Source organism: Neoroseomonas rubea (genome assembly GCF_016106015.1).
In the GTDB taxonomy this organism is placed as follows: Bacteria; Pseudomonadota; Alphaproteobacteria; order Acetobacterales; family Acetobacteraceae; genus Neoroseomonas; species Neoroseomonas rubea.
Genome location: NZ_JACADQ010000314.1, coordinates 1 through 5,021 on the forward strand (window position 1 = coordinate 1; position 5,021 = coordinate 5,021).

The 5,021-nt window shown below is 69.9% G+C and carries 6 protein-coding genes; 2 read left to right on the plus strand and 4 right to left on the minus strand.

Annotated features, from left to right (window positions below; genetic code table 11):
• Positions 1-115: 115 nt before the first annotated feature.
• A complete protein-coding gene (gene mscL, locus HW577_RS20565; protein ID WP_198377992.1) occupies positions 116-613 on the minus strand; it encodes a large conductance mechanosensitive channel protein MscL in 498 nt (165 codons plus the stop codon).
• A gap of 212 nt (positions 614-825) precedes the next feature.
• Here mscL and HW577_RS20570 point away from each other — a divergent pair, with 212 nt between their 5' ends.
• Positions 826-1,233, plus strand: a complete 408-nt coding sequence (locus tag HW577_RS20570; RefSeq protein WP_198377993.1) for a VOC family protein — start codon at positions 826-828, stop codon at positions 1,231-1,233.
• A gap of 66 nt (positions 1,234-1,299) precedes the next feature.
• Positions 1,300-1,872, plus strand: a complete 573-nt coding sequence (locus tag HW577_RS20575; protein WP_198377994.1) for a DedA family protein — start codon at positions 1,300-1,302, stop codon at positions 1,870-1,872.
• 21 nt (positions 1,873-1,893) lie between these two features.
• Here HW577_RS20575 and HW577_RS20580 read toward each other — a convergent pair whose 3' ends face one another.
• The 3 genes from HW577_RS20580 to HW577_RS20590 all read right to left on the minus strand — a co-directional run bounded on the left by HW577_RS20580 (position 1,894) and on the right by HW577_RS20590 (position 4,839).
• Positions 1,894-3,225 (minus strand): TRAP transporter large permease, encoded by a 1,332-nt coding sequence (locus HW577_RS20580; RefSeq protein WP_198377995.1) that lies wholly within the window; start codon positions 3,223-3,225, stop codon positions 1,894-1,896.
• Entirely contained in the window at positions 3,225-3,764 is a 540-nt protein-coding gene (locus HW577_RS20585) for a TRAP transporter small permease (RefSeq protein WP_198377996.1), read from the minus strand. The genes HW577_RS20580 and HW577_RS20585 overlap by 1 nt, the downstream gene beginning before the upstream one ends.
• Before the next feature lie 76 nt (positions 3,765-3,840).
• Positions 3,841-4,839 carry a TRAP transporter substrate-binding protein gene (locus tag HW577_RS20590; protein WP_198377997.1) on the minus strand — a complete coding sequence of 333 codons (999 nt, stop codon included), beginning with the start codon at positions 4,837-4,839 and terminating at the stop codon, positions 3,841-3,843.
• Positions 4,840-5,021: the final 182 nt, after the last annotated feature.

A 5,021-nucleotide genomic window follows, 5' to 3' on the forward strand; every position in this document is an offset into this window, starting at 1 on the left:
GGCGGCGGACTGATCGGCCCCGACGCCGCGCGCGTCCGCGGATTGCCCCGCCCGGCGGGCGGTCGACCCGGAAGCGCGCGGCCCGGGTCGACCCATGCGGGACGCGCCGCTGCCCTCAGGGGCCGGGCGGGTTCGATCCGCCGCGCCGGGCGCGGAGCTCGTCGCGGATCTCGGCCAGCAGCGCCTCGGTCGGCGTCGGGCCTGGGGGCGGGGCGGGCTCGGCGGGCTTGGCCGGCTGCAGCCGGTTCAGGATCCTGACCAGCCAGAACACCGCGAAGCCGACGATCAGGAACTTGATCACCGCATTGAGGAAGGCGCCGATCGCGAGCACCGAGGCGCCGCCCTGGCGCGTCATGTCGAGCGAGGCCTTCCGCTCGCCGAACAGCACGATGAACAGGTTCGAGAAGTCGATCCCACCCATCAGGATGCCGACGATCGGGTTGATCAGGTCCTCGACCACCGAGGAGACGATCGCGGTGAAGGCGGCGCCGATCACCACGCCGACGGCGAGGTCGATGACGTTGCCGCGCATGATGAAGGTCTTGAATTCCTTCAGCCAGGCGGGCTCCTTGATCGGGATCTTGCCGCCGATCTTGTTGGCGAGGTCGCTCATGCCTTGTCTTCCCTTGGTACGGACGGCCCTTCATGGCCGAAGCGGTATAATCACGCGTTCGCGAATGCATTTCCACCCGGCAACGAGCACCCGGCGCCGGGCTGTCTCGTCACGCAGAATTGCGCCCTGTCCCGCGCATCCGCGCGGCTGTGATCGCGCCGCGCGCGGGGAGCCGGTTGGCAAGCGCGACTGGACGCGACAGATTTCCCGGCATGGCCGCACCGTTCCAGCAACAGATCACCTTCCTCTACGCCGAGAAGCCGGAAGCCTCCTGGCGGTTCTATGAGGAGGTGCTCGGCCTGCATCTCGCGCAGGACCAGGGGTTCTGCCGCATCTACGCGCCCGCGCCGGGGGGCCGCGCCTTCATCGGCGTTTGCCGGGCACGCGCGCCGCGCGCCTCGGACAACCCGCGGGTCGAGGGCGGCACCGTGGTCACCTTCGTCCACCAGGATGTCGAGGGGTGGTATGAGAGGCTGAAGGAAAAGGGCGTCGAGATGTCCGGCCCGCCGGCCTATTCGGCGACCTATCGCGTGACCTCCTTCTTCTTCCGCGATCCGGCCGGCTATACCCTGGAGGTCCAGCGCTTCGAGCGCCCGGACTGGCCCGCCCCAGGGAAGTAGCGCGCAGCCCATTCCACTTTGGTCCCGGATCAGGCAGTCTCCCTGGACAGCAGGGGACTTCCGAGATTGGCCGAAATCTGGGCCGAATGGGGCAACCTCGCCTATGTGGGCGCGGCGCTCTGGGCCTTCTTCGAAGGTGAGACCTTCGTGCTCGCCGCCGCCGCCATCGGCGCGACGGTGGGCCTTGTCGACCCCTGGATCCTGATGGGGTCCGTCTGGCTCGGCTCCTACCTTGGCGACCAGACCTGGTTCTACCTCGGCCGCCGCTACGGGCCGGCGGTCCTGCGGCGCTTCCCGGGGCAGCGGCCCAAGGTCGAGAAGGCGAACCGACTGCTCGAACAGTACGGCACGCTCTTCATCCTCTCCTTCCGCTTCCTCTATGGCATCCGCAACGTGGCGTCCGTGGTCTGCGGGCTGGCGGGCTACAACTGGGCGCGCTTCGCGGTGCTGAACTTCATCGCGGCCGGCGTCTGGGCGGGGTCCTTCGTCGCGGCGGGGTGGTTCCTCGGCGCCTGGCTCGGGGTCGAGCGGCTGTTCTGGACGATCTGCGGCGTCGCCCTCTGCGCGCTCGTCTTCTTCGTCATCCGCCATTTCCGCCTGCGGGCGCGGCAGAAGGCGGCGAGCGGCGCGTCCGGCTGACCGGCGCGCCGCCCGCGCCCTTCAGCGCGCGAGCATGGTCTGCGGCAGCCAGGTGACGATGCCGGGGAAGACCGTGACCATCGCGACCGCGACGAGCATCAGGCAGAAGAAGGGCAGGGTGTTCTTCGCCACCTCGAAGATGCCCTTGCCCGTCAGCCCCTGCAGCACGAAGAGGTTGAAGCCCACGGGCGGCGTGATCTGCGCCAGTTCGACCACCAGCACGATGAAGATGCCGAACCACACCAGGTCGAAGCCGGTGCCCTGGATGATCGGCAGCACCACCGAGACGGTCAGCACGATCATGCTGATGCCGTCGATGAAGCAGCCCAGGATCAGGTAGATCACCGTCAGGCAGGCGATGATCATGAAGGGGCTGAAGCCCTGCGCCCCGACCCAGGCGGCCATCGCGGCCGGGATGCCGGAATAGGCCATGGCCTGCGTCAGGAAGGCCGCGCCCGCCAGGATCAGGTTGATCATGCAGGACAGCCGCACCGCGCCCATCAGGCTGTCGGTGAAGGACTTCCAGGACAGCGACCCGCCCCAGGCCGACAGCGCGAGCGCGCCGACCACGCCGAACACCGCCGCCTCCGTCGCCGTGGCGTAGCCGAGGTAGATGCTGCCCATGACGAAGCCGATCAGGAAGACGACCGGGATCAGCTGCCCGCTTTCGCGCACCTTCTTCATGAAGGGCATGGGCGGGTCGGCCGGCGGCGTCAGGCTCGGGTTCATCAGCGACCAGACCGCGATGTAGCCGCTGAACAGCACCATCAGCATGATGCCCGGGATCACGCCGGCGATGAACAGCCGCACGATCGAGACCTCGGCCGCCACGCCATAGACGATCATGACGATGGATGGCGGGATGAGCAGGCCGAGCGTGCCCGCGCCGGCCAGGCTGCCGATGGCCATCGGCACGTGGTAGCCGCGCTGCGTCAGGGCGGGCAGCGACATCTTGCCGATCGTCGCCGCGGTCGCCGCGCTGCTGCCGGACACGGCGGCGAAGATGCCGCAGCCGATCACGTTCACATGCATCAGCCGCCCGGGCAGGCGCTGCACCCAGGGGGCGAGGCCGCGGAACATGTCCTCGCTCAGCCGCGTACGGAACAGGATCTCGCCCATCCATATGAAGAGCGGCAGGGCCGCGAGCGTCCAGGAGGCCAGCGACTGCCAGATCGCCGTGCCCATCACCTTCTCGGGCGGCATGGACGGCATGGCCGGGATCAGGATGGGCAGCACGACGACGCCGACGAGGCCCACCAGCGCGAGCGCGAGCCCGATCCAGATGCCGAGGCCGAGGAAGACGAACAACAAGCCGAGCAGCAGCATCCCGGCTTCGGTCTGGGCGAGTTCCATCACACTTCCTCCGCCGCGCGTTCGAGCGCGGACATCTCCGCCGCGCGGCGGTAGGACGGCACGCCGCCCGTGAGATGAACGACGAGATCGTCGATCAGGCAGATCGCGAAGATGGCGACACCCGCGCCGACCATCCCCTGCGGCACCCAGAGCTTCCAGGCGACCGAGCCCTGCGCCACGTCCTCGAACTCGAAGCTGTCGAAGGCGAGGTCGAGCATCGAATAGGCGAAGAAGGCGCAGAGCGCGGCCGCGATGCCGAGGGCGATCGTCTCCATCACGAAGCGCGGCGCGCCGGAGAGCCGCCCGATGATGAGGTCGACGCGGATATGCGCCCCGTGCCGGAAGGCGTAGGCCAGCGGCAGGGTGGCCGATGCCGCGACCGAGAAGGCGGTCAGGTCGTCCGCGCCGAGCACGGTCGCGCCGAACTGCCGGCCGATGACCTGCGTGGCGATGATGGCGCCGATCGCGGCGAGCGCGATGCCGCCCGCGATGCCGCCGATGAGATAGAGCGCGTCGAGCGCGCGGCGCAGCGGGGTCATGCCGGCAGGCCCGGATACGACATGCGGTGGATGTTCCTTGGAAGGGCCGGGGGGGCGCCCGCCCCCCCGGGATGCGTCAGGCGATGGCGGCGCGGTAGGCGTCGATCAGGCGCTTGCCCTCGTCGCCGGCCTTGGCCACCCATTCATCGGCCTGCGTCGCGCCGATGCGCGCCAGGCCCTGCATCAGCGCGGGGGTCGGCGTGCCGACCGTCATGCCGCGGCTGGCGAGGATGTTCTGCTGGTTCACCGTCTCGATGTCGGACGCCGCCCAGCCGCGGGCCTCGGCCGTCGCCGCCGCCGCGCGGACCGCCGCCTGGACGTCCGCCGGCAGGCCCTGCAGGGCGCGGGCCTGCACGAAGATCGCGTTCTTCGTCCGCGTGAAGCCGATCGGCGTGAAGAAGCGGCAGAAATCCCACGCCTGGACGTCGACGCCTGTGGCGGCCGAAGTGACCATGGCGTTGACCACGCCGGTGGCGAAGGCCTGCGGCACTTCCGCCTGCTGCACGAGCGTCGGCGTCGCGCCGCACAGCGTCGCGAAGCGGTTGGTCAGCGCGTTGAAGGTCCGCATCTTGAGCCCGCGCAGCGTGTCCACGCTCTCGACCGGCGTGTTGGTGTACAGGCCCGAGGGCGGCCACGGCACCCAGTAGAGCAGCGAGAGGCCCTGGCGCTGGAAGCGCGCCTCGACATAGCTGCGCTGGAGTTCGGCGAGCTTGCGCGCCTGGTCCGTGCTGGTCACCAGCTGCGGCACGCTGTCCACCTCGAAGAAGGGATCCTCGTTGCCATAGGCGGAGAGCAGGATCTCGCCGATCTGGACCTGGCCGGTCTGCGCGCCGCGCTTGATCTCGGGCATGCGCAGCAGCGATGCGTTGGAATGGACCTGGATCTGGAGCCGCCCGCCGGAGGCGGTCTGCACCTCCTCCACGAAGGCGCGCATGTTGCGCGTGTGGAAGTTGCCGTCGGGGTAGGGGGTGGCGACCTGCCAGCGGGTCTGCGCGGCGGCGTCGCGCCCGATGATGGCGGCGGCGGCGAGGCCGCCCGTGGCCGCGAGCAGCGTGCGGCGGGTGATGCTGGTCATGCGAAGCCCCTTTTGTTCGATCTTGTGCCCGCATTTTCGGCACCGGCGGGCGCATGGCGCAAGGGGGCGGGGCGCGAGGGTGGTCCCGGCCGGCCCTTCGGATGCATCCATCCTGGGCCGGCCGGGCCGGATCTGGCCGCGCGGCGCGCACCCGCGCGGATGCCCGCGGTCAGCCCGCGGCC